General features: G+C 62.8%; 16 protein-coding genes. 4 read left to right on the top strand and 12 right to left on the bottom strand.

What is annotated here, in order from left to right; genetic code table 11:
• Window positions 1-3 precede the first annotated feature (3 nt).
• The 3 genes from BV911_RS04930 to BV911_RS04940 are packed head-to-tail and all read left to right on the top strand — an operon-like array spanning window position 4 to window position 3,504.
• A complete protein-coding gene (locus tag BV911_RS04930) occupies window positions 4-1,524 on the top strand; it encodes an ABC transporter ATP-binding protein (protein ID WP_086052478.1) in 1,521 nt (506 codons plus the stop codon).
• Window positions 1,514-2,563 carry an ABC transporter permease gene (locus BV911_RS04935; protein WP_086052479.1) on the top strand — a complete coding sequence of 350 codons (1,050 nt, stop codon included), beginning with the start codon at window positions 1,514-1,516 and terminating at the stop codon, window positions 2,561-2,563. The genes BV911_RS04930 and BV911_RS04935 overlap by 11 nt, the downstream gene beginning before the upstream one ends.
• Window positions 2,560-3,504, top strand: a complete 945-nt coding sequence (locus tag BV911_RS04940) for an ABC transporter permease (protein WP_086052480.1) — start codon at window positions 2,560-2,562, stop codon at window positions 3,502-3,504. Before BV911_RS04935 ends, BV911_RS04940 begins: the two co-directional genes overlap by 4 nt.
• A 56-nt stretch (window positions 3,505-3,560) precedes the next feature.
• Here BV911_RS04940 and glcF read toward each other — a convergent pair whose 3' ends face one another.
• The 12 genes from glcF to putA form a co-directional block, all read right to left on the bottom strand.
• Window positions 3,561-4,853 carry a glycolate oxidase subunit GlcF gene (gene glcF / locus BV911_RS04945; RefSeq protein ID WP_086052481.1) on the bottom strand — a complete coding sequence of 431 codons (1,293 nt, stop codon included), beginning with the start codon at window positions 4,851-4,853 and terminating at the stop codon, window positions 3,561-3,563.
• A gap of 13 nt (window positions 4,854-4,866) precedes the next feature.
• On the bottom strand, window positions 4,867-6,027 hold the full coding sequence (gene glcE, locus BV911_RS04950) for a glycolate oxidase subunit GlcE (protein WP_205963794.1): 1,161 nt from the start codon (window positions 6,025-6,027) through the stop codon (window positions 4,867-4,869).
• 10 nt (window positions 6,028-6,037) lie between these two features.
• The gene (locus tag BV911_RS04955; RefSeq protein WP_168183983.1) at window positions 6,038-7,477 is read right to left on the bottom strand and encodes an FAD-linked oxidase C-terminal domain-containing protein; all 1,440 of its coding nucleotides are present in this window, start codon (window positions 7,475-7,477) and stop codon (window positions 6,038-6,040) included.
• 181 nt (window positions 7,478-7,658) lie between these two features.
• Window positions 7,659-8,822 (bottom strand): DSD1 family PLP-dependent enzyme, encoded by a 1,164-nt coding sequence (locus tag BV911_RS04960; RefSeq protein ID WP_086052483.1) that lies wholly within the window; start codon window positions 8,820-8,822, stop codon window positions 7,659-7,661.
• Window positions 8,823-8,949: 127 nt separating this feature from the next.
• Window positions 8,950-10,047 (bottom strand): hypothetical protein, encoded by a 1,098-nt coding sequence (locus BV911_RS04965; protein ID WP_086052484.1) that lies wholly within the window; start codon window positions 10,045-10,047, stop codon window positions 8,950-8,952.
• A 70-nt stretch (window positions 10,048-10,117) separates the two neighbouring features.
• Window positions 10,118-11,176, bottom strand: a complete 1,059-nt coding sequence (locus BV911_RS04970) for an ABC transporter ATP-binding protein (protein ID WP_086052485.1) — start codon at window positions 11,174-11,176, stop codon at window positions 10,118-10,120.
• Between the two features lies 1 nt (window position 11,177).
• Window positions 11,178-12,461 (bottom strand): hypothetical protein, encoded by a 1,284-nt coding sequence (locus tag BV911_RS04975; RefSeq protein WP_086052513.1) that lies wholly within the window; start codon window positions 12,459-12,461, stop codon window positions 11,178-11,180.
• An 8-nt stretch (window positions 12,462-12,469) separates the two neighbouring features.
• Window positions 12,470-13,684 (bottom strand): carbohydrate ABC transporter permease, encoded by a 1,215-nt coding sequence (locus BV911_RS04980; protein WP_086052486.1) that lies wholly within the window; start codon window positions 13,682-13,684, stop codon window positions 12,470-12,472.
• A 58-nt stretch (window positions 13,685-13,742) separates the two neighbouring features.
• Complete coding sequence (locus BV911_RS04985; protein ID WP_086052487.1) at window positions 13,743-14,987, bottom strand: carbohydrate ABC transporter permease; 1,245 nt, start codon at window positions 14,985-14,987, stop codon at window positions 13,743-13,745.
• 59 nt (window positions 14,988-15,046) lie between these two features.
• Window positions 15,047-16,402, bottom strand: a complete 1,356-nt coding sequence (locus tag BV911_RS04990; protein ID WP_086052488.1) for an ABC transporter substrate-binding protein — start codon at window positions 16,400-16,402, stop codon at window positions 15,047-15,049.
• Window positions 16,399-17,529 carry a substrate-binding domain-containing protein gene (locus BV911_RS04995; protein ID WP_086052514.1) on the bottom strand — a complete coding sequence of 377 codons (1,131 nt, stop codon included), beginning with the start codon at window positions 17,527-17,529 and terminating at the stop codon, window positions 16,399-16,401. The genes BV911_RS04990 and BV911_RS04995 overlap by 4 nt, the downstream gene beginning before the upstream one ends.
• Window positions 17,530-17,767: 238 nt before the next feature.
• A complete protein-coding gene (putA, locus tag BV911_RS05000; protein ID WP_086052515.1) occupies window positions 17,768-21,433 on the bottom strand; it encodes a bifunctional proline dehydrogenase/L-glutamate gamma-semialdehyde dehydrogenase PutA in 3,666 nt (1,221 codons plus the stop codon).
• A gap of 324 nt (window positions 21,434-21,757) precedes the next feature.
• Here putA and BV911_RS05005 point away from each other — a divergent pair, with 324 nt between their 5' ends.
• Window positions 21,758-23,023 (top strand): MFS transporter, encoded by a 1,266-nt coding sequence (locus tag BV911_RS05005; RefSeq protein WP_086052489.1) that lies wholly within the window; start codon window positions 21,758-21,760, stop codon window positions 23,021-23,023.
• Window positions 23,024-23,033: the final 10 nt, after the last annotated feature.

Genomic DNA, 23,033 nt, shown 5'->3' on the forward strand with positions numbered 1-23,033 from the left:
ACCATGTCCTCTGACCCAATCCTCCGTCTCGACGGCATCACCAAGCGGTTTGGCGCGATTGTGGCGAATGAGGACGTGACCATTCAGTTGGGCCGGGGTGAAATCCTGGCCCTGCTTGGCGAAAACGGGGCTGGCAAGACCACCTTGATGAACATCCTGTTTGGCCATTACCTTCCCGACGCAGGTCGGGTGGCGGTGGACGGGCGGGAGTTGACACTTGGCAAGCCGCGCGATGCGATTGCCGCCGGGGTCGGCATGGTTCACCAGCATTTCACTTTGGCACCCAATCTGACGGTGCTGGAAAATGTCATGACCGGGACCGAACGCCTGTGGCATCCGGCCTCGGCAACCACGGCGGCACGGGCGAAACTGGCGGATTTGGCCGACCGGTTTGGGCTGGCCATTGATCCCGACGCGCGGGTGCATGATCTGTCGGTCGGCGAGCAGCAGCGTGTCGAAATCCTGAAGGCACTCTACAATCAGGCGCGCATCCTGATCCTTGATGAGCCAACGGCTGTTTTGACCCGCCCCGAGGCGGACCGGCTCTTTCAAACCCTGCGGGTGATGGCGAAGGACGGCTTGTCGATCATTTTCATCTCGCACAAACTTTACGAGGTAATGACTGCCGACCGGGTGGTGGTCTTGCGTGCCGGGCGGGTGACGGCCGAGCGGCGCACCGAGGCCACCAGTCGCGAAGAGCTGGCCGAGCTGATGGTGGGACGCCGGGTGACCCGTCCGGTGCGCGACGCCACGGCCCCAGGCCCGGTTCTGATCAAGGCCAGCGGGCTGTGCGCAACGGCCGGGCGGACGGCGCTGCGTGACATCGACTTCACCTTGCACAAGGGCGAAATTCTGGGGATCATCGGCGTTTCCGGCAATGGTCAAACCTTGCTGGCGCAGATCTTAAGTGGGCTGGCCCGGCCGCACTCCGGGGATCTGCAACTGAACGGGGCAGACATCACAGGTCTCACCGCGCCCGAGTTGCTGCGCCGGGGTGTTGCCCGCATCCCCGAGGATCGCAATCGTGAAGGGGTGGTCGCCCGCTTTCCCCTGTGGCAAAACACGGTGCTGGAGCGTTTGGGAGATCCGCGATTTGCGTCGTGGGGGCTGGTCAAACGCAGCGCCGCCCGGGCCTTTTGTCGTGATGTGATTTCCCGGTTTGACGTCCGCGGTGGTGGTCCGGAAACCGAGACAGCAACGCTGTCCGGCGGCAATATTCAGAAATTGATTTTTGGACGGAACATGATTGATGGCCCTGCAGTCCTGATTGCGGCGCAACCGACCCGAGGCTTGGACGAAGGCGCGATTTCAGCCGTTCACAAGGAAATTCTGAACGCAAGATCAGATGGTTGTGGTGTGATCTTAATCTCAGAGGATCTGGATGAGGTCTTGGCACTGGCCGACCGGGTGCAAGCCATCGTCAAGGGTCGCCTCAGTCCGGCAGTCGGAACCGACGGGTTGGATGCACAGCAGGTCGGCCTGATGATGGCTGGTGAATGGTCGGGACACGCGCATGCGCATTGAACGGCGCGAAACGCGGCCGGCTTGGCTGGTTATCGGGGCTCCGGTCAGCGCGGTGCTGGTCGCCCTGATGGCGGCGGGCCTTTTGGTCGGCCTCTCTGGCGCACCGGTGTTTGAGGCGTTTGGGCGAATGGCGGTGGGGGCCTTTGGCAGCAAACTGGCGATCACCGAAACCTTGACCCGGGCTGTGCCGCTAATCCTGACCGGGTTGGCCGCCGCCGTGGCCTTTCGGGCGCAGGTCTGGAACATCGGCGCCGAGGGCCAGCTTTACGCGGGCGCACTTGCGGTTGCGGCATTGGGGGCCGCGAACCCCTTTGGGGCCCCAGCCTATCTTTTGATCCCTATGCTGCTGGTCGCGGGGGCCGTGGCAGGCATGATCCTTCTGATCGTGCCGGTGGCGCTTCGTTTGCGGTTTGGCGTCGATGAGGTGGTCACGACGCTGTTGATGAATTTCATTGTGCTGCTTTTTGTGTCCTTGGCGATTGAAGGGTTCCTGCGGGATCCCTTGGCCTTTGGCTGGCCGCAATCGGTCCCCGTTCCGCCTGAGGCTCGGCTGGAGAAATTGGTCACGCAGTCGCGTCTCCATACCGGGTTGATCGTGGCGGTCGGGGCCGCGTTGGTCGTCTTCGCCATCAACCGCTTCACGGTGTTTGGCCTGCAATCTCGGGCGGCTGGCCTGCAAGCCGACGCCGCCCGCTTTGCCGGGGCACCGATCTCGCTGACCCTACTGAAAGTCGCGTGCCTGTCCGGCGGCTTGGCCGGGCTGGCGGGTGCGGTTGAGGTGCTTGGGGTCAAGGGCCATGTCTCAACCGCGTTGTCGCCGGGCTTTGGCTATACCGGGATCGTGGTGGCGATGCTGGCCGCGCTCAGCCCGATCGGCGTGATTTTTGCCGGCCTCTTCGTGGCGGCCATGTTCGTTGGCGCGGATGGAATGAGCCGCGCTATGGGGGTTCCCAGCTTTATTGCCGACGTCACCGTGTCCCTTGCGCTGTTGACCATGTTGATCGCCTTGTTCCTGACACAATTCAGGATCCGCAGATGAGTGATCTTTGGGATATCCTGATGACCGTGGGGCTTTGGTCATCGGTGCTGCGCATTGCGACCCCGCTGATTTTTGGCACGCTGGGGGCCTTGCTGTGTGAACGCGCCGGGGTGCTGAATTTGGGGATCGAAGGCATCATGACCTTCGGCGCCATGGCCGGTTGGCTGACCGTGTTCAACGGCGGCGATCTGTGGACTGGAATGGCGATGGCGGCCCTGTCTGGCGCGATCTTCGGGCTGCTACACGCCGGGATGACCGTCACCCTTGGGCTGTCGCAGCATGTCACCGGGCTTGGCATCACGCTGTTCGGTTCCTCGCTCAGTTACTATCTGTTTCGGCTGGCAGTTCCGGTGCAAGGCACGCCGCCTACCATTGAGCCGTTTGCGCCCTACCCGATCCCGTGGCTGTCAGACCTGCCGTTTCTGGGGCCCACGCTGTTTTCTCAAACGCCGCCAACCTATCTGGCAATCGGCCTGGCGCTGACGTTGGCCTATCTTCTGGCGCGGACGCCGCTGGGGTTGGCCGTACGGATGACGGGCGAGAACCCCCACGCCGCCGAGGCGCAGGGCCTCGACCCAATCCGCATTCGGATTGCGGCTGTGGTGGTCGGATCGGCGCTGATGGGCATGGGCGGCGCCTATCTGACGCTGGCCGCGTTCAACAGTTTCTTTCCGACCATGGTGCAAGGCCGGGGCTGGGTCTGCATCGCACTGGTGGTGTTCTCGGCATGGCGGCCCAGTCGGGCGCTATTGGGGGCGATCTTGTTCGCCTTGTTCGACGCCTACCAACTGCGCCTGCAAACAATCTTCGGAAAAGCAGTGCCTTACCAGCTTTTCCTCATGTTGCCTTATGTTTTATCCATCGTGGCACTGGTGGCGATGTCACGGCGGGTTCGGGTGCCACAGGCCTTGATGAAGCCCTACAGACGCGGCGAACGGTGACCCCCAACGCCGCATGAGCAATGCGGCGCAAATTATTGATTTACGATAATAATTAACTACAGTTCATTCAAGGACCCGGGCTTCGGCCCACCCGTCGCCCAATCCAGCAACTGCACGGTGTGAACCACCGGCAAGCCAGTGCCGCTGCCGATCTGCATCATGCATCCGATATTTCCGGCGGCGATCACATCCGGGGTGGTCGCTTCCAGTGTCGCTGTCTTGAGGGCTTTCAACTCGGACGAGATTTTGGGCTGCAACAGGTTATAGGTTCCGGCCGACCCACAACACAGGTGACTGTCCTTGGGCTCTACGACGGTGAAACCCGCCGCTTTCAACAAGGTCTTCGGGTGGCTCTTGATCTGTTGGCCGTGCTGCAACGAACAGGCCGCATGATACGCAACTTTAAGCGGCGTGGCACGGGTGGCATCACTCAGGCCGACCTCCACCATCACCTCTGAGATGTCCCGCGCGATTGCCGAAACCCGCGCCGCATCTTCGGCCAAATCGGTATCGCGGAACATATGGCCGTAATCCTTGACCGTGGTGCCGCATCCAGAGGTGTTAATGACGATGGCATCCAGCCCGGGGCCGTCGATCTCGGCCACCCACGCCTTGATGTTCTTCGCCGCGCTGGCGTGGCTTTCGTCGGTTTTGCCCATGTGATGCGTCAACGCCCCGCAGCATCCGGCGCCGGGGCTGATCACCACCTCGCAGCCATGGCGGGCCAGCACCCGGATGGTGGCGTCGTTGATATCGGTGTTCAGGGCTTTCTGGGCACAGCCCGTCATCAGCGCCACCCGCTTCAGCTTTGGCGTTGTTGGCGCGAACACTTGCGGATCATCATTGCGGCTGACCGACGGCAGTCGTTTTGGCGCCATTTCAAGCATCGCCCGTAGCCGGGCATCCGGCACCCATTTGCGCAGCGGTCGGGCAAGACCCGCCGCCGCCAGCGCCAGACGGAACCGGGTTGGATGCGGCAACAGCCGGGCGAGCACCCAGCGCAGCGCCCGATCATCCCAAGGCCGCGTGTAATTTTTGTTAATGTAGTCGCGGGCATGGTCGACCAGATGCATGTAATGCACCCCGGACGGACAGGTGGTCATACAGGCGAGGCAGGACAGGCACCGGTCGATATGCAGCACCGTCTTGGCATCCGGCTTGCGCCCTTGCTCCAACATATCCTTGATCAGATAGATGCGGCCACGCGGGCTGTCCAACTCGTCGCCCAGCACCTGATAGGTCGGGCACGTCGCCGTACAAAAGCCACAATGCACGCAGCTGCGCAGCACTTCGTTGGATCGCGCAATCGCGGGATCTTGCAATTGTTCAGGCGTGAATGTCGTTTGCATCGGAAAAGGCCTTTCAGACCGCCATCAGGCCGGGATTAAGAATATTCTGGGGATCGAACCGGGCGCGCAATCCGGCGGACAGGCCCGCAAGCGGCGCCGGTTCAGGCTGAAACACATCGGTCTCGGCCCGCAAGTCTGCGCCCGCGCGGATAAGGGTCGCATGGCCACCAAGCGGTGCCAAGATTTGACGGATGTGCGCACCGGCTGCCGCGGGCGCGTCCTGCGGTAGCCGCGCCCAGATCAAGCCACCGCCCCAGTCGAGCACGGTCTGCGCCCCAAGGCTCTGCTGCAAGGCCGATGTGATCGCCGGCGCATCGGTTGCTTTGACCGACAGACGCCAGACCGACCCGGTGCTGTCCGCAAAAGTACGCACGTCGCGCACATCGTCCCAAAGGCGGGTATGGTCGGCCCCTTTGATCACAGTCCGGTCGGGCCGTTCCAACAACTGGGTCAGGCGGTCGATGCGGTAGCCGACCTGATCGGTCAGGCCTTCGATCCGCAACAGGGCGCGCCCATCGACAAAGGCCGCACCCGATACTTCAAACGGGGTGCCGAGCGCTTTGCAGAACAGGGCCACCGCCTGCGCGTCGGTCAACCCATCAAACACCAGCGTCGCCGCCCGTTCCGGGCGCGGCAGGGTTTTCAGCGCCACTTCAGTGACGATGCCAAGCGTTCCGTAAGCGCCACAAAGCAGTTTGCCCAAATCCAGACCAGTGACGTTTTTCATCACCCGGCCCCCATTCTTGACCAGCCGCCCGTGCCCATCGACGAACCGCAAGCCCAGCAGAAAATCCCGGCACGCCCCCGCTCGCAAGCGGCGCGGCCCCGAGACATTGGCCGAGACAACGCCGCCAACTGTCGGCGTGCCGTTGCTGCCCAGCAGAGGCCGATGATCCATCGGCTCAAATGCCAGATACTGACGCTCGGTCGCCAAAAGCGCCTCAATCTCAGCCAACGGGGTGCCCGCTTTGGCAATCAGGGTCATCGCCCCCGGCTCGTACAGGGTGACGCCAGACAAGCCCGCCGTCGACACCGGTGTGGCCGCAGCCACCGGGCGGCCGATCCCAGACCGGGTGCCGCCCCCCACGATCCTAAGCGGCGTCGCCGCCGCAGCCGCAGCACGCACCACGTCGCACAAGGCGTCTTCACTGTCCGGCGTCAAAGGCGCGGTCATAGCGGTCCTTTCAATGTTGGCGCTGTCGCCGTGCGGCGCTTGCCGCCAACGGGAACACCTTGGCAGGGTTCAAAATCCAATGGGGATCGAACACGTCCTTGACCTGCATCTGCGCCTCTAGATCATCGGGCGAAAATTGCCGGATCATCAGATCGCGCTTTTCAATACCGACACCGTGTTCACCGGTCAAACAGCCGCCAACATCGACGCAGACCCCCAGAATGGCCGCGCCAAAGGCCTCGGCCCGCTCGAGGTCCCCGGGTTTATTGGCATCGAACAGGATCAGCGGGTGCATGTTGCCGTCGCCGGCGTGAAACACGTTGGCGACCTCCATCTGATGTTCTATCGCCAATTCGCCAATGCGCTTTAGGGTGAATTGCAAGGCCGAGACCGGCACTGTGCCGTCAAGGCACATGTAATCGTTGATCTGGCCCATGGCCCCGAATGCCGACTTGCGACCCTTCCAGATCGCGGCGCTTTCTTCGGCTGATTTGCTGACCCGGATCTCGACCGGGCCAAGCGGTTCAGCAAGCGCAGTAATCCGGTCCAGCTGATCGGCGATTTCCGCCTCAGAGCCTTCCACCTCAACGATCAGCAGCGCCTCGCACAGGGGATAACCGGCCTTGGCATAATTCTCGACCACCCGAATGCAGGGCCGGTCCATGTATTCGATCGCCACCGGCAGGACACCGGATTTGATGATCCGCGCCACGCAATCCCCGGCCACCTCGGCATCATCAAAGCCGATCATCACCGGGCGGGCGCCTTCGGGCTTGGGCAGGATGCGCAATGTGGCCTCGGTCACGATGGCCAGTTGCCCTTCCGAGCCACAGATGACGCCCAGCAGATCAAGGCCCGGCGCATCCATATGGGCGCCGCCCAAGGTGACGATTTCGCCGGTGACCAGCACCATCCGCACCCCGAGCAGATTGTTGGTGGTCACCCCGTATTTCAGGCAATGCGCCCCGCCGGAGTTCATCGCGATATTCCCGGCAATGGCACAGGCCAGTTGCGACGACGGATCGGGGGCATAGAAAAACCCATCCTCTTCCACCGTGCCTGTGACCGACAGGTTCGTCACCCCAGTCTGCACCCGGATAAAGCGGTTGTCGTAATCGATCTCTAGCGTGTCGCGCAGTCGGGCGGTGCCAATGATGACACTGTCGGCAGTGGGCAATGACCCACCGGCCAAAGATGTCCCTGCCCCGCGCGGCACCACATTGACGCCCATGTCATGGCAAATCTTCAACGCGATGGCGACTTCTTCGGTGGTGCGGGGCAAGACCACGGCCAAGGGCGGACACCGATAGGCGGTCAGCGCATCGCATTCATAGGCGCGGGTTTCAAACGCATCCGAAATCACCGTCTCGGCCGGAAGCGCCGCACACAGCGCCGCCACGATTTGATCCTTGCGTTCGATGACTTCGGCATCGGGCACCGGCATCACGATGGTCGACATGTCACGCTCCCATTTTCTGCGGCACAGCGTGTCAACACACCCCCACCCAGTACTAAACCCGGCGGATCAAAGCATTGCGCGCCCGTCACCGTCCTCTCCCTGCCGGCAATATGGATCGCAGTTTCGCCGTCGTCCAGCCCGAACCGTGCCGCGGCCTTGTGCCGGTTTGCCCTCAAAGCATCTTGCCGCGCGCCGTGACCGGCCACAGGGTTTCGACCTTGCCCTTGCGCACCCCGACATACCAGTCGTGCAAGTTACAGGTGGGATCGCAATGCCCCGGCACCAGCCGAAGCTTGTCGTGAACCTTCAGCACCCCCAACGGATCGGCCACAATGCCATGTTCATCGGAGGCCTCAGTATAGGTCACATCGCTGCGCCCAAAGACCTCTGGCAAGCCGCTATCCAACGACTGCACCTTCAGACCCGCATCAACAATAGCTCGATCCGGGCCGGGATGCGACATCACAGACGTCAGCAAGAACAAGGCGTTCTCCCATGTTCCTTCATCCATCCTCTGCCCGTTCTCATTCAGAACGCGGCCATAATCGGCATCCATGAACGCATAAGAGCCGCATTGCAGTTCGGTGTAGAGCCCGGACGCGGCCTCAAACCCGTAAGACCCGGTTCCCCCGCCTGTGACCGTGGCACACGCGATGTCCGCATCACTCAGCGCCGCAAGGACATCGCGCACCTTGGCAATCACCTGTGCCGATTTGACCGCACGCTCGGCATGGGTCCGCAGATGCTGCATCGCCCCTTGATAGGCCTGAATGCCGCCAAAATGCAGATTGGGTGCCGCGCCGATGGCCCGGGCAAGGTCGACCACATCCGCCGCGTGGCGCAGACCGCAGCGTCCAGAGCCGCAATCAATCTCGACCAGACATTCCAGCCGGGTGCCATGACGGACCGCCGCTGCGGACAAGTCCGGCACATTGGTCAGATCGTCCACGCATACGCCGATGCGGGCACCGCGCAGCGGCAGCCGCGCCAACCGGTCGATCTTGACCGGGTCGCGCACTTCGTTGCTGATCAGTAGGTCAGAAATACCGGCCCGCACAAATGCCTCGGCCTCGGACACTTTTTGGCAACACAGGCCAGTGGCCCCGCCAAGGCGCATCTGCAACCGGGCCACATCGGCCGATTTGTGCATTTTTCCATGGGCGCGGAGCCGAAGCCCCTGCGCCGCCACAATGCCGCCCATCTTGACAATGTTCCGCTCCAGCGCATCCAGATCAAGAATCAGGCACGGCGTCTGAATGGCGGCTTCGTCCATGCCGATCGCGGCCGGTATGTCATAGCCGACCTCTAAGTCGTCCAATCTGCGATCCTGCGCCATGCGTTCCCCCGCTTATCCCCGTCACACCCGGTCCGGCTCCCGCAGGTCTAGCAGTCCGGCGACGGGATGCCAGCCCCCATTGGCGGCGTTGAACGTGGACATAGCCGGTCAACCGGACGCCGTGCGGTTATTGGACAGCGGCCTGCCAGAACCGGAACCGGGACTGGCCGGTGACTTCGCGCACCAGACCGAGCCCTTCAAACCGGGTCATGTTCCGCTGAACCGCAGCGCGCGAGGATCCGGTTTCGTGCTCCAGCATCGGCGCCGAGGCCAGCGGCCATTGGGTCAGCGCCTGAACCAGATGACGCGGGGTCCGCCCGGACAGGTCCTTGATCGCCTCACCGGCGCGGGTTTGCCAGACCTCCATCCGGTCGCATTCCATCAGCCCGCGCAGGGCGGCGTTCTCTACCCCCTGATACCACGCCTGCAAACACGTGCCCGCCGGGGCCACTGCCCGCAGCGCATCGGCCCCGCCCAAGGCCAGCGGCACAAAGCCCAGACCGGCGCGCCGCAGGGCCTGCGCCGCCATCCGCGAGGCCACAATCGCGCCTTCAAGCTGGGCATCCTCGCCCGACATGCCCATCCGGCGCCAGCCGATCCAAGCCAGCGCAGCCCGGGTCAAGGGATGCAGCGCCTCTGCCTGTGCCAGTGAGCCCCGCCACTCCTGCGCCAGCGCCTCAAACTCGGCGCCCATGGGCCGGGTCATCAGATCCGGGTCCGTTGACGCGTCGTTGACCGGCTCCCGCCCAAGAAAACCGCTGAGATCGGCCAAATCCATGGCGGTATCACGTTCCAGCCGTCGCACCGCCCACGCTGCCCGGGCCATGGCTTGGCCGTCTTCTCCGGCCCCCGAAAGGCGCAGGACCAGAAACAAGGCCAGACGATCCACCGCCACCCGGTCCCCCAGATGCCAACTCAGATCGGCCACTTCCATACAGATCAAACGGCGTCGCCAACCGGGCGGACCTTGCCGCACGCGTTCGTCCAGCGCCCCAAGCGCCATGGCCGCCCGGGCCAGCAATTGCGCATTGGCCGCCTCGGCCTCGCCCCAGTCGCTGGTTCTGGACACAGTGGGCCGCGCCGCCACCGGCCATGGCAGGTCCACCGGTGACATGCCCTCGTCTGGGGCCGCCGGCATGAACCACAGATCCTCTTCGCCCAGCGGATCGGGGTCATAAGGACCGCGCCCGGTCGCATCGATTAAAGGATAGGGTTTACGTGCCATTCCCCCATACTAGACAAATCCGACCGTCCCACAATTGCGAAACTGACGCGCCCGCAAAGGACGCGCCGGTTCACGATGCGGACGGCACCGCCTGCCCGTCCGCATCGAAGAAATGCAGATGCTCGGCTGCACATTGCACCCCGACCCGGTCGCCCGGACGCAGCACCGTGTCGCCGGACTCGCGGACGGTGATTTTGCCCTCGGCACCGCAATCGACGATCACAAAGGTATCCGACCCAAGATATTCGGTCACATCCACCGTGCCGTCGATTTCGCCAGTGCCCTCAGGCCCCAACACGATATGTTCAGGACGAATGCCCAGCTTGACTGCGGCCTTGGGCCGATCATAGGCCCCGCCGCGCCCGCCGGTCAGATTGAACCGACCGTCACTGGTCGTGCAATCCAGCACGTTCATCTTGGGCGAGCCGATGAACTGCGCCACGAACAGATTGCCGGGCCGTTCATACAATTCACGCGGACTGCCGACCTGCGCGATCACACCACCCTCCAGCACCACAATCCGGTCGGCCAGCGTCATCGCTTCGACCTGATCATGGGTGACATAAATCATCGTCGCCCCGAGGGTCTGATGCAGCTTGGCGATCTCATAGCGCATCTCGACCCGCAGACTGGCGTCGAGGTTCGACAGCGGTTCGTCAAACAAAAAGGCAGTCGGGTCCCGAACAATCGAGCGCCCGATCGCCACCCGTTGCCGCTGCCCGCCAGACAGATCCTTGGGACGGCGATCCAGCAGATGATCCAACTTCAGCACCCGGGACGCGTTGCCAACCTTGTCTTCAATCTCGGCCTTCGATGCACCAGCGGTCTTCAGGCTGAAGCCCATATTCTCGCCCACGGTCATATGCGGATAAAGCGCATAGGACTGGAACACCATCGCCAGCCCCCGCTTTGAGGGTGGCTGATCCGTGGCCACCTTGCCATCCAGCAACAGATCCCCGCGCGAGATTTCCTCTAGCCCGGCAATCATCCGCAGCAGCGTGGACTTGCCACAGCCCGACGGGCCGACAAAGATCACAAATTCGCCCGGTTCAATGCTCAGGTCGATCCCTTTGATGACCTGCGCATCGCCATACCATTTCTCGACGGCCTTCAGTTCAATCGCACCCATCTCAAGCCCCCTTCTGTGCACTGGGCGAAGCCCAGCCAAGCCAGACCGCCGCGGTCCAGGTGAATGTGCCGCCGCCCGCGGGCGTGCCGTCGAGCGGGCTGAAATATTCCGCAAAGCCATGATCCGCGATCAAAGCTGCGGTATCGTCCCGAACCTGCGTGGCAAGATCGGTCAGACCGGCATCGGCCAGCCCCATGCCGATCATGGTGTTCATCATCCCCCAGACCGGACCCCGCCAATAGCGCATGTGATCGAACAGCGGACCCTCGGGGTCATAGCTGGGCACGCCATAGGTCACCTTGGACAGGATCCGGGCAAGCCGCGCTTCGGTCTTCGGGCTGGAGACCCCGGCATACCAGCACAGGAACGACGCGTTCGACGGGCTGCCCGCCAGTTCGCCACTGCGCAGATCGCGGGCATCATAAACCCCGACATCGTCGTTCCACAGGCTTTCGACACCGGCTTCCAATTCCGCAATCCAACCATCGATTTCAGTGGTGTCATGCCCCAAGGTGGTGCCCAGCCATTTCAGGTCGCGATGCGCCCGCAGCAGGATAAAGGTCATGGTCGGATCGGCCACCCGGAACGGGCTGTTGGCCAAAATCTCGGCCTCGTCCCAGTCACAGGCGCGGCCAAACTGAACCAGCGTGATATAGCAATCGTAATCGCGCTTGGTGGGCCGCATGTCCGGGTTCACATGGCTGGTATCGCGGCGGGTATAGGGGCCGACATTGCTGGTATCGATCCCCTTCAGCGCCCCATCCCAATCAGGCGCATTGTCCCGGCCGGATTCCCAAGGATGCGTGATGCAGCAAGCGCCGCTTTCGCAGCGATGCTGATAAAACCAGCGGTGCCATGCCAGCAGCTTGTCATAAAGCGGCGCCATGCGCGGTGCACCGGCCTGCGGGTCCCGCTCAAAGATCGCCCGCGCCATGGTCGCGGCAACCGGCGGCTGGCTGATCCCGGACGAGGGGATCGTCTCGCCCGCACCCCAGACATCCGGCCCGGGGAAATAGCCCGCATCTTCGCGGTGAAACAGGATATGCGGCACCATACCATTGGCCCATTGGCCCGAGAACAGGGTCTCAAGCTCGACCCAAGCTCGGTCGAGATCAAAGGCGGCAAAGCCCCAAGCGGCAAAGGCGCTGTCCCAGTTCCACTGATACGGATACAGGCCCTCGGTCGGCACGGTATAGCCGCCCCGGTCATTGCCGCGCAGAATGGCTTTGGCCCGGGCGTCCAGCTCTGCCGTGGTTGCTGCGTCGTGATTGGCTGCAAGTGTCATTGCTTGGGTCATCCCTTAACCGAACCGGCCGTCAGGCCGCGTGTCATAAATCGTTCAAGTCCCAGAAACAGGACCATAATCGGCACGGTCGCGATCACCGCGCCCGCCATCAGATGCTGACGCGGAATCTCTGACGAATTCAGCATCGCCACCCCGCGCGTCAGAGTGAATTTCGACGGATCATCCAGCAGCATGAACGCCAACAGGAACTCGTTCCACGCGATCATGAAGACATAGAGACCGACACTGGCCAACGCCGGCAGCGACAGCGGCAAGGTAATCTTCCAGATCACCTGCAAGCGGTTCAGACCATCCATCAGACCGGCCTCTTCCACCTCTGCGGGCAGCCCGCGGAAATAGCCCTGCAGCATGTACAGCGCCACTGGCACCGTGGTCACAGGATAGATCATCAGGATGCCCCAGATCGAATTGCGCAGCCCGGCCATGGAAAAGCCGATGTAAATCGGCAGCGCCAATACGATCATCGGCACCATGTAAATCAGCAGGATCGACCGGGACATCATCGCCCGCCCCTTGAAGCGCAGCCGTGCCACGGCATAGGCCCCCGGCACGCTGAACAGCAGCGTGATCGCCACCGTCATCACCGACACAAACACGCTGACCAGCAGATAGCGGCCAAAGTTAAAGTCGCGGAACAGCTCGATATAGGACCGGAACAGATCAAGGCCACGGCTCAGGTCGAGACTGAAATCCAACGGGTTGGCCAACAGCGCCTGCTGCGATTTCAGGCTGGTCATCACCATGACGTAGAATGGGATCAGCACAATCGCGGTAAAGAAAACATAGCCGAACCCGGTCAGGAACCGGATCACCGCATGTTCAAATTCGTGCCGGTCCAGATCGCCCTGCGGCAGGTCTCCGATGATGCGCCGCAACGGCGGGATCAGCGCCAGCCCCAGAGCCACGCCCGCCAAGAGACGGCTGACGACCGACACCTCGGCCCCGGCCAGAACCGGCCCGATGCCAAGCATCACCAGCGCCGTCATCAGGGCGACACCCGCCGCCCGGACCCAAGGCTGCGCCCGCCAGCGCAACAGCGCATAGCCCGCTGCCGCGCCCCAGATCAGCGCGAGGCTGGCCGAGGGTCGAAAGGCATCTCCGGTGGAAAACGACATGACCACCGCCACCAGCACCGCAACCGTCACCGCCCAAAGCGCGCCCAACAGCGGTGCCGTCACATATCCGTACCAAAGCCGTTTCATGCCTTTGCCCCCGTCACTGATGTTGCAAGATAGGTGTCGCGTCGACGATAGGACCGGATCACAACCCTTCCTCCTGACTGATGAAGCGGAAGAAGAAGACCGAGAACAGCAGCAGGCAGGCGAAGATCACCACCGCCACAGCGGCCCCGGCCCCGATATTGCTGATCGCAAAGGCCTGTTCATAGACATTCACGGTCAGCGTCCGGGTCCCGGCATTGCCGCCCGTCAGCAGGAAAATGTCGTCGAACTTGTTGAAGGTCCAGATAAAGCGCAGCAGGAACAACACGCTGAGGATACCCAACAGCTGCGGCAGTGACAAAGCCCGGAATTGCTGGAACGGCGACGCCCCATCCATTTCCGCCGCCTCATACATATCGGTGTCGATGCTTTGCATCCGGGCCAGAATGAACAGGAAGGACAGCGGGAAATAGCGCCAGATCTCAAAGACCGTGACCATGATCAGGGCCAGTGGCCGCTCGCCGAAGAAGTTGATCGGCGTGTCGATCGCCCCCATCTGCAACAGCAGCGCATTGGCCGAGCCGGAAAACGGATCAAACAGCGTCACCCAAGTAAAGGCCACTGCGATCACCGGGGCGACATAAGGGAACAGGAACAGCCCCCGCATAATGCCCTGCCCTTTAAAATCGCGATCCAAGATCAGCGCCGCCATCAATCCGACCACCAACGCGCCGATGGTGCCGACGATGGTGTAGAACAGCGTCACCCACAGAACCGAAAAGAACTCATCGGCGCTGAACACCCGGGCGAAATTTTCCAAGGTGAAGGTGCCGTTGAACAGCACCGAATTGCCGCGTCCGGTCAAAACCGCCGCCGTATCGCGCACTTCGGCTTCACTGTCGACGAAGCTTTGGCTGGCGGTGACCGGCATCCGCATCCGTTCGCTGAAGCCCGCCTCCCAATCGCCCAGATCACAGCTCAGTGCGGCGCCATCCAGCGCACAGCGCGGGTCCAGTTCGGTGATCGTCAAGCCGTCGGGCAGCACATCTGTCAGACGGACCCCGGTCACCGGATATTCCCGGCTGGAATTCTTCAGGCGATATTCCAAGGTCGCTTCGGCACCGGCTACATCCAGATCGCCGCGCACCCGTTCATAGGCTTCCGGGGCAGGTGGACGCAGATCGGCCAAGCCGATCGGTTTGAAACTGATCCAGAAGATAGCAATCAGCGGCAAAATGATCACGATCGCCACACTGATCAACGTCGGGGCAAGAAGCCCCCACGCCAAGCGTGCCTCTCGGGCTTGCAGGGGGCCTGTGCCTGCGGGCGGTATCGAAGAAGTCATGGGGTCAGCCTTTCTGTCGACCGGCGCCGGGGCAGATCATACCGCCCCGGCTGTGGTCGTTATTCGATCTTTGCGATCTCATCGTTCAGCGCGGCAACCGTCTCGGGGCCACTGCGCGCGCCATCAACATATTCACGCACCAAGCGGTTGATGACTTGGCTGTTGATGATTTTCGAGGCCAGCGCCAGTTGGTCATCCTCAACCCCCCAGCGTTGCGCCACATCCAAACCACCGACGATCTCGTCGATCATCACTTGGTCGTACAACTCGCCCAGCGGCGCCTTGCGATCCACCCCGACCGGCAACTCGGCCCAGCCGTCGATGAACATCTGCGGCGAATCCTCGGTGCCGCGGCGGACCGGGAACTTGCCTTCCGGCGCGATCGACAGCGTGTCGAGATAGCCCTCGCCCATGCTGTATTCGACAAAGTCGATGGCTGCATCGATATCGGCATCCGAGGTGATCCCGAAATACCGCAGATCGCCCCACGCCGCCCCATCCGGGTTCGAGGGACCGGCAAAGTTGGTCACGATGCCGGTGGCGGCGGCCAACTCACGGGTGGTGGGATCGTCATTGATGGTCGGCGGCGCGCTGTCCCGCAGGCCCGCCAGCTCATCCAGAATGAACGGCGACCAGATGATCATCGCGGCTTTGCCAGCGAAATACAGCTCGCGCGACTGCTTCCAGAACAGCTCGCCATCGGGCGAGGCCTCGACCAGACCTTTATAGAAGTCCAGAACCTCGATGGTTTTGGCCTCGTCCAGTTCCTGCAATCCGTCCGGGCCGACCGGCGAGACGCCATTGGCGAGGAAGACATGCTCCAGCACCTGACTCATAAAGCCTTCGTCCACTTTGGTCGCGGCCACAAAGCCATAAATCTCTGGCGGGTTGTGCAGCGCAGCAATGGCCGCGTTCACATCGGCATAGGTGGCCGGGGCCGCCAGTCCGGCAGCGTCAAACAGATCCTTGCGGTAAATGATCATCTGGGTCCAGCCGTCCACCGGCACCGCCGCCCAGCCATCCTCAACCGCTGCCATCGCCAATGCGCCGGGCGCAAAGGTGTCCGCACCAAGGTTTTCGATCACCTCGGTTGCCGCATCCGTATCCAGAATTCCCGCCTCGGCCCATGGCAGCGCATATTGCAGCGTGTGGTAGATCACATCCGGCAGGTCGCCCGCCGCGTAGGCCGCGGTGGCGCGGGTACCGAGATCGGTTTCCGTCACCGGGATCACCTCAACCTCGGTGCCGGTTTCGGCGGTAAAGGCCTTGGCCATTTCCTGTTGCACGGCCAGTCGCTCTGGCTGTTCCTCGGTGGTCCAGAACCGGATCGAATCCGCCCCGGCAGTTCCCGCAAGCAGCGCCAGCGCCGTCGCGGCCCCGGTCATCAGCGCGGCACGTTTGGTCAAAACAGTCATTGGTCAATCTCTCCCTTGGTTTCTTGGTGTTGCGCGCGGATCATCCGCGCAAGCTCATCGGGGGTCAGGCGCGGCGCGCCGTGCGACCCAGCGCCTTGGAATTCGGCATGAAGCGCCTCGTGCAACGTCTCGGGTTCTGCGCCGCCGATCTGGTCGATCAAAAGGTCGGCCAGACGCTCGCCCGCAAGGCGCAGATCAACCTTGTACGTGGACAAAGGCGGCGTCATCAGTCGGCCATCCGAGCTGCCGTCATAGCCAATCACTGACAGGTCTTGGCCCATCTCCAGCCTCAGATCTCGGGCCGCCCGGTAGGCCCCGAGTGCGGCGCCATCGACGGCAAAAACAATGGCGGTGGGCGGCACGTCTTGGGTCAAAAGACTAAGTGTGGCCTCGGCCCCCTGCTCTGCGGTCACGCAATTGCGGCGCACCAACCCGGCATCTTCTGGCAGTCCCGCGCTGGCCAATCCGGCAAGATAGCCCTGATGGCGTAGGCGCGCATACATATAGCCGTCCTCGCCGTTGACGAACCCGATCCGCGTATGGCCAAGCGCCGCAAGCCGCGCGACCGCATCGGCGGTGGTGTCTTCGCTCAGCACATCCAGCCACGAATACGGCGCATCCAGATCCGTCCGGCCATACAGAATGAACGGCACGCCGGCATCGCGCAGGGTCGACACCCGGTGATCCTGCACCAATGTGCGCGGCAGGATGAACCCGTCCGCCTTGGATTCACCGGCCAAGCGGCGAAGCGTCTGGTCTTCGTCCTGTTGCGAGACGGCGGTTGCGATAGTCAGGGTCCACCCCCGCGCCCCAGCAGCCCGCGAAATTCCGTGCAAAAAATCCGCCACAAACAAGCGATACGCATCATGCGAATCCATCCGCAGCACCATGCCAAGGGCGTGCGACAGCCCCGACCGGATCGATTGGGCCGAACTGAACGGCACATAACCCATGGTTTCGGCCGCCTTGCGCACCCGCAACCGAGTACTTTCGGAAATATCCGGATACCCGTTCAGCGCCCGGGACACCGTCCCCTTGGTCAGCCCCAATGCCTGCGCCAAATCGACGATCTTCACCCGAGGGCGTGGCTTTTTCTTGCTGGTTTTTGGTCCAACTGTGGTGGTCAATTTTTTCTCCCTGACCAACACTTGCGTCCGAAACCGGTTTCGGCAAGAGAAAATTGCGCAGCCCTGCCGGATCGCGCCGTGCGCCGCCGCATCAGACGGCCCAGACGAGCCCAAAAAGCCGCGATCCCGCCCTTTTGGGCGCGCGGTCAGGTCTCAGGAAACCGACGACAAGGGTGCGGGCCGACCTCGCGCCCGGATCAGCAGCGATCCGGGCGCGAGGCGGTCAGGTCAGTCTGCCCTATTCGGACGACGCCAACAGACTGGCATTGCCCCCGGCAGCCGTGGTGTCGATACACAGGTGCCGCTCTGCCACAAAACGGGTCGGGGCGATGACCTGCGTTTCCAACGGCACGATCGCCCCGCCGCGCCGCGCCAGCGCAAGGCGAAGATCGCGGGTCCAATCCGACCCTCCGGCCGCGGCCACCGCCGCAATGCCCGTCAGCCCGGTCAGACTAGCGGCGGCGACCGTACCATCCACCGTCACAACCGGCGCTCCCGCTTGGATCAGCGGCGCGGCAGCGGCCTTCGCTCCCGGCGCAACGATCACCACCGGACAGCCAACCCCCAAGGCCTGAACCGCCTGCGCCACCGCAATCTCTGCCGTCGGCCCCAGACACAGCACGCCGCCTTTGGGATGCAGGCTCAACCGGTTGCTTTCGCCAGTCGGTCCCGGCAGGGTCTGCGCCCCCATATCCAGGGCCGCCGTCGCCGACAGCGCCCGCCGCACCACACCGTTCGCGCCGGACATCGCCTTGCGCAACACCGCCACCCGATCAGGCCGGGCCGCCCAGTTGCGCGCATCCGGCGTGTCGATCAGTGCCTGCACCGCGTCCTGCGACACGATCGGCCCAACCGGAGCCGGATAGTGCGCCGCCTTTCCCGTCCGCCGGAACCGCGTCAGATACAGCGGCCCGCCCGCCTTTGGCCCGGTTCCCGACAGCCCCTCGCCGCCGAACGGCTGACTGCCGACAATCGCGCCGATCTGGTTGCGGTTCACATAGGTATTGCCGACATGGATCCGCTCGACGATCTGCTGCACCCGGTCGTCGATCCGCGTGTGCAACCCAAAGGTCAGACCATAGCCCCGCCCATTGATGGCATCGACAACCTTGTCGATATCCCGGGCCTTGAAACTGGCCACGTGCAGAACCGGACCAAAGACCTCTTTCTCCAGATCGCCAATGCCGCCAACCGTGATCACTGCCGGCGCCACATAAGTTCCGTGCGCCGGGGCCTCCAGCGTCTTCAACAGCCGCCCCTCGTCGCGGGCCTTGGCGACATAAGCCGAAATCTCGGCCTGCGCATCAGCGTCAATCACCGGCGACACATCAGTATCGCTGCGCCACGGATCACCAATGCACAGCGCCTCCATCGCGCCATAGAGCATCTCCAGCAACCGCTCTCGGGCCTCGTCCTGCACATACAGCATCCGCAGTGCCGAGCAGCGTTGCCCCGCCGACTGGAACGTCGACAGCAGAATGTCGCGCACCGCCTGCTCGGTCAGCGCGGTGCTGTCGACGATCATCACGTTCAGACCGCCGGTTTCAGCGATCAGCACCGCCTCTGGCCCGGCATTCTCTGCCAGCGCCCTGTGAATGATCTGCGCCACCTCGGTCGACCCGGTAAAGCAGACCCCGGCGATCCCCGGTGCCGCCGTCAGCGGCCCGCCCACCGTCGGCCCATCGCCGGGCAGCAGTTGCAACGCCGCCTCGGGCACCCCGGCTTGCCGCATCAGACGCACCGCCAGCGCCGCGATCAGCGGGGTCTGTTCAGCCGGTTTGGCCAGCACCGCGTTGCCCGCCGCAAGCGCCGCCGCCACCTGCCCCGAGAAAATCGCCAGCGGGAAGTTCCACGGGCTGATGCAGACGAAGACGCCGCAGGGGGTGCCCGGGTCCTCCTCGTCCAACCGCTCGGCCTCATTCGCGTAATAGCGCAGGAAATCCACCGCCTCGCGCACTTCGGCAATCCCGTCTGGCACGGATTTCCCGGCCTCTCGGGTTGCCAGCGCGGTCAGTTCGGCAATGTTGTCTTCATAAAGATCCGCCGTCTTGCGCAAGATCGCCGCACGTTCGGCCACCGGCACTGCCGACCATTCCGCAAAGCCATCCGCAGACGCCGCCAATGCGGCCTGCACCTCAGCCGGGGTTGCCTCGAACACCTCGCCCACCACCCGGTTCGGGTCGGCAGGCGACAGCGCTTTGCGGCCCGCGCCGCTCGGGGCCGGGTTGCCGGCAATCATCGGGCCAGCCGTCCAGCGCCTGTCGGCAAAGGCCTCACGCGCCGCCAGCAACGGCAAGATCGAAGCCGGCTCATTCACCCGGAACCCCCGAGAGTTGGCCCGATCTGGCCCGAACAATTCCCCCGGAAGCCGGATCGCCGGATTGGCAATGGCATCGCCCAAGGCCTCAACCTCGGCCACCGGATCGCGGGAAATATCAGTTGCAGGAATGTCCTCGTCCACCACCTGATTGACGAAACTGCTATTCGCGCCGTTTTCCAGCAATCGCCGCACCAGATAAGCCAGCAAATCGCGATGCGCCCCGACCGGCGCATAAATCCGGCACCGCGTGCCCGAGCCCGATTTGACAATGCCATGCAGACTTTCGCCCATGCCATGCAGACGCTGAAATTCAAAACTATCGGTGTCATTGCCCGCCATGGCCAGCACGGCGGCACAGGTATGGGCATTGTGGGTGGCAAATTGCGGATAAATCCGGTCACGCCGGTCCATCAACATCTGCGCGCAGGCCATATAGCTGAGATCGGTGTTGATCTTGCGGGTGAACACCGGAAAGCTGTTCACGCCCAATTCTTGCGCCAGTTTGATTTCCGTATCCCAATAGGCGCCCTTGACCAGCCGCACCATGATCTTGCGATCCAGCCGCTCGGCCATGTCATACAGCGTCTCGATCACCGGAGCGGCACGGCGACCGTAAGCCTGCACCACCACCCCAAACCCGTCCCAGCCCGCCAGCGCCGGGTCCGACAGGATCGCCTCGATCACATCCAGCGACAGGTCCAGTCGGTCTTGTTCCTCGGCGTCGATGTTAAAGCCAATTTGCGCCTTCGCCGCCTGCTTGGCCAGATCCAGCGCGCGGGGCACCAGTTCGGCCATCACCGTCGCCTTGTGGGTGTATTCATAACGCGGATGCAGCGCCGACAACTTGACCGAGATTCCCGGGCTCGACCGGACATCGCCCTTCGACTGCTTGGCAATCGCCGCTATCGCCTTGGCATAGGCCAGATGATAGCGCACCGCATCGGCATCGGTGCGGGCCGCTTCGCCCAGCATATCATAGGAATAGGTATAGCCTTTGCCTTCCAACGCACGGGCGTTCTTTAATCCCTCGTCGATGGTCTGGCCCAACACGAACTGACGGCCCAGCAGCTTCATGGATTGGGCAACAGCGGTCCGCACCACCGGCTCGCCCATCCGGCGCACCAGCCCGCGCAGCGCCCGCGCCGGACCCTTGGGATCATCATCCAGAACCTTGCCCGTCAACATCAACGCCCAAGTCGAGGTATTGACCAAGGGCGACGAGGATTTGCCCAGATGCGCGCCCCAGTTCGATGGCTCGATCTTGTCATGGATCAGATCGTCGATGGTTTCGGCATCCGGCACCCGCAACAGCGCTTCGGCCAGACACATCAACCCGACGCCCTCATCGGTAGACAGGCCATACTCGGCCAGAAACGCCTCCATCATCGACGGCGAGGTTTCCTTGCGTACCCGCTCGACGATCCGCGCCCCTGCCGCCGCCACTGCGGCGCGGTCCGGGGCCGACAAAGCTATGCGTCTCGTCAGATCCCGGATTACGGTCGCCTCGTCCAACCCATATCGGTTCCGCACGGCCTGCCGACACTGCGACAGGTTTGATCCATCCATCATCCGGGCTTCTGTCATGATCTCTCCAATTCCGCGTAGCGCCTGACCCGACCCTAGGGCCGCCGGTTCGGCGCAGTAAATCCCTTGCGAAAATTTCTTTCGCCGCAACCGCCCCGTTCTGCGCTTGCGCCGCCGCCATGCCCCTGCCGACCGATCGAAACCGCCCGCCTTTCGGGCATCGCACCCACCCCGAACCACCGCGCGGCGGTCCGACAAAAGTCCGACGAAAGTCCGAAAGAAATCCGACACCGGATTTTGCCGAAAATCGCGCTGGCACCCCGGCGGGGTCATGCGACGAAAAAGGAGATGATCACGCCGCGTTACCGGTGATAGGGTCACCGGATGGTTCGGTATCTTCTTCCCATTAGCGCCCTTTTGTTCGGTTCAGCGTTGCTGCTGTTTGCCGGAGGTTTGAACAGTCTGATCTTGCCAGTGCGCGGGTCGGCTGAGGGATTTTCTGCGATTTCTCTAGGGCTTCTGGGCACCGGCTGGGCCTGCGGCTATGTCGCCGGATGCCTGATCACCCCGCGCCTTGTCAGTCGCACCGGCCATATCCGCGCCTTCGGCGTCATGGCCTCATTCGCCGCCGTCTCGATCCTCGGGTCGCTATTGCTGATCTCGCCTTGGGCGTGGATCCCGCTTCGGGCCGTCACCGGCTTCTGTTTTGCCGGGGCCGCCATGATCGTCGAAAGCTGGCTCAGCGAACGCACCGAAGCCCGCTCGCGCGGCAAGATTTTTGGCGTCTACACCATGGTCAACCTGCTGGCCTCCACCGGCGGGCAGATGTCGATAACCCTCGGGGATATCGACGGATTTTTCTTCTTCGTCGTCGGAGGGATCATCTATTGTCTGGCGTTGATCCCGATCACAATCTCCTCCAGCGTGTCGCCAAATCCACTGGTGTCGGTGTCACTGAACGTGCCAGCGCTGTGGCGAAATTCGCCGATTGCGGTGTTCGGCGTCTTCATGGTTGGCATCTCTAATGGGTCATTCGGCACCCTCTCGGCCGTCTATGCCGAACGGGTCGCGTTGCCGCTAAACAGTGTCGCGCTATTTGCCAGCCTGCCAATTCTGGTGGGTGCCCTATCCCAAATCCCCGTCGGATACCTGTCGGACCGCATGGACCGCCGCAAGGTCCTGATCGGTTTGGCCTTCATGGGCATGCTTGCGGATCTGATCTTTATCCTGATGCGCCTTGACGGCACCTTCCAATACCTTGCCGCCGTCAGCCTGTATGGTGCCTCAATTTTTGCCATGTATCCGGTCATCCTCGCCCATGCCAACGACCACGCCGAAGACGGCACCTTCATTCAGACCAGCGGCGGATTGCTGATGGTCTTCGGATTGGGTTGCATCGTCGGCCCGTTAATTGCCGGCGTCGGCATGAGCACAATCGGGGTCAGCGGACTGTTCATGACCTCGCTCATGGCCCATGTGCTGATGGTTCTGTTCGCCCTGTGGCGGATCAATGTCCGGGCCGCCGTAAAGGGCCACTCCAAGGGCGCATTCATGCACGTGCCGTCCATTCCGACCACAACCCCGGAAGCTGCAACCTTCACCACGCCTGAACCGGACGAATCCTATGGCGGTTCAGGCAACGCATCCTGAACCGCCATTA

This window comes from Pseudoruegeria sp. SK021, from assembly GCF_002119405.1.
Classification (GTDB): domain Bacteria; phylum Pseudomonadota; class Alphaproteobacteria; order Rhodobacterales; family Rhodobacteraceae; genus Meridianimarinicoccus.